The sequence below is a fragment of the Butyricicoccus sp. genome (assembly GCF_050872565.1).
Lineage (GTDB): Bacteria > Bacillota > Clostridia > Oscillospirales > Butyricicoccaceae > Butyricicoccus_A.
In genome coordinates this window covers 1-2,663 of the sequence record NZ_JBNMHC010000309.1, presented here as the reverse complement: position 1 = coordinate 2,663, position 2,663 = coordinate 1, and the positions used below count along the sequence as shown (strand labels likewise).

Annotated in this window: 4 protein-coding genes; all 4 read left to right on the top strand. The window is 53.5% G+C overall.

Annotated features, from left to right (window positions below):
• Window positions 1-1,218, top strand: a 1,218-nt coding sequence (locus ACR0P9_RS10570; protein ID WP_432619946.1) for a SpoIIE family protein phosphatase, incomplete at its 5' end; no start/stop codon positions are given.
• A gap of 137 nt (window positions 1,219-1,355) precedes the next feature.
• Window positions 1,356-1,613, top strand: a complete 258-nt coding sequence (locus tag ACR0P9_RS10565; protein ID WP_432619944.1) for a hypothetical protein — start codon at window positions 1,356-1,358, stop codon at window positions 1,611-1,613.
• A gap of 41 nt (window positions 1,614-1,654) precedes the next feature.
• A complete protein-coding gene (locus tag ACR0P9_RS10560; protein WP_432619942.1) occupies window positions 1,655-2,161 on the top strand; it encodes a DedA family protein in 507 nt (168 codons plus the stop codon).
• Between the two features lie 118 nt (window positions 2,162-2,279).
• A partial coding sequence (locus tag ACR0P9_RS10555) for a tRNA dihydrouridine synthase (protein WP_432619940.1) occupies window positions 2,280-2,663 on the top strand: 384 nt, incomplete at its 3' end.

Sequence of the window (2,663 nt, the reverse complement as noted above, 5' to 3'; positions counted from 1 at the left end):
CGATGCTCGGCGCGGGAAACTTGCTGGGAACGAGATAAGCTGTCTACCTTGCGCACACTGGATGCTATTTCCGGTCCGCTTCTGCGCAGTGGGCATATTACTGCCAGCGATTTTCCGGGACGCTTTGCGGCGCAGTGCCTGCGATTTTCTGATTTTGTTCTCGCTGTCAATGAAGGAATGGATGCGTTGTTTCAGCGCAGACAAACGCAAAAGAAAAACGAAGCGGGAAGAAAATTGATTGCCCAGCAGTATGCCGGTGTGACTGGGATTCTGAAACAGGTGGGAGAGAGCATGAGCAGCGGCACAGAGATTCTTCCGGCACAGGAGAGGGAATTGCGCACGTATGCAGAGGCATTTGGACGCGTGCGAAGCGTAGCGGCATGGAAAGACCGCCGCGGGCGGCTGCATTTGGAGCTGACGGGAGAGTGCGTTTCGCGGATTTTGCGCAATCAAGAGGGATTTGCCTCTGGCTTGGGGGCTCTGATGAATGTATCTTTAGCAAAACCGGAGACACAATATGAATCGAGCGGGATGCGTTTGGTGTTTCGAGAGCAGGAGCCGTATTACATCACGGTTGGCATTGGCACGCGCACACGCGAAGGACAACAGGTTTCCGGCGATTGTATTCGCTATTTTACGACAGAAGAAGGCGTGGCGTGCGTCATCCTGTCAGATGGCATGGGTTCCGGGGAAGAAGCACGGGAGGAATCCGAAAGCACCGTGCGCATGGCGGAACGGTTTTTGCGTGCGGGTATTTCGGCGGCAGACTGCGTGCGCACCATTGGACCGGCACTGAAATTGCGCACACAGGGGAAGAAATTTGTGACATTGGATGTAGGTACGATCGATTTATTTACCGGCGAGACGACTTCCGTCAAATGCGGGGCGGCACCGAGCTTTGTGCGGGCGGTAGATGGAGACGGCAGTGTGCGCGTGCGGCGCATTTTGTCCAGTACGCTTCCGGCGGGATTGGAAGAAGCCGGGGATATGGATGTCACACAGTTCCGCATGGGCGGACAGGACGCCCTGGTGCTGCTCAGCGATGGCATCGTCGATGCGGATGGAAGCAATGCGGGCTGGGTAGAAGAGCTGCTGTCAGACAGTCTGCGGCTGTCTGCGCGGGAGCTGGCGGCGAGAATTGTGCTGGAAGGCTCGGCGCGCGGTGCGCCGGATGATATGAGTGTGGCTGTTGTGTATCTCGGCAGGCGCAAAGAATAGCATGGAAAAACGCGGGTGTGTCATACCACCTGCGTTTTTTCGTGTGTGAATAGAATGTAAAACTCTGCCCGTGCGCTTGCATCTGCGGCAAAAAGAGACTATGATAAACGCAGAAGAAAACGGGAAAGGAGCAGAACATGCTGATGCACATCGCGCCGCTGTTGGCGCTGACACCGGAAATCAAAGAGGAATTATACCCCATCCTGTTATTCTTTGGTATGTTTGCCGTTGTGTTTGGACTGGGTGGAAAACTGATTCATCATATGCCACGCAAGCCCGGATCGATGCTGGATGAGATTCTCAGTGAGAAATGGGAGGACGATGAGGACGAGACGGAACAGATAGAGCCGATAGAGAAAAAGACTGACGAAGAACATACGCAAGAGAAAGAATAAGATACCGCGAAACCCGAATCGAAAGTGAGGTCAGGGGAACCGTGGATGTCAATACCATTATGGATTGGATCGCCAAATACGGCGCAATTGTCTTTTTGGTGATTACTTGTCTGGAAGCGATGAACTGTCCGGGAATGCCGGCGGGCGTCGTGTTGCCTGCGGCGGGCATTTATGCCGCGACCGGTCAAATGTCACTGTGGTTTGCCATTGTGCTGACGGTTGTCGGCGGCATGATCGGAACAACTGTGATGTATTATATCGGTCGATTGGGCGGACATCCGCTCATGCACTGGCTCAAGGCGCGTGGGCCGAAAATCAAACACGCCTGTGAACGCTGCGAAGAATACTTACATCACAGAAGCTTTCTCAAGATTTTTATCGGACGGATCTTGCCTGTTGTGCGGACGCTGCTGCCGCTTCCGGCGGGCGTCTGTGAGGTAGAACCGATTTCGTTTTTGACGGCCAGTGCACTGGGCATTGTGTGCTACAATGCCGCATTTGTCAGTGCGGGCTATTTCTTGGGACATGCCCTGAATTTCGTCAACTAAAACCAGAATAGGAAGGGACTTCCGGTTTTCGGGAGTCCCTTTTGTCTTGTCAAAATAGCGAAACAATGCTACACTGATAACAAGTATATCTGACACAACAAATAGCAGGAGAAAGCATATGACAGGGTTTTGTATTGGAAATGTGAAGATTGACGGACGATTCATCATGGCGCCGATGGCGGGCGTGACGGATCGGGCATTCCGGCAGATCTGCCGAGAATGCGGCGCAGCGGCAACAATCAGTGAGATGATTTCCACGCAGGCTCTGCTGTTTCAGGATAAAAAAACGCGGGAGCTGCTTTCGCTGGCTCCGGCGGAACAGCCGGGATGGGTACAAATTTTTGGCAGCAATCCGGCGTACATGGCGGACGGCGCGAAAAAAGCCTTGGATATTTCCGGCGCACAGCTCATTGACATCAATATGGGCTGTCCGGCACCTAAAATCGTCAAGGGCGGTGACGGCAGTGCGCTGATGTGCCAGCCTAAGCTGGCGGAAGAAATT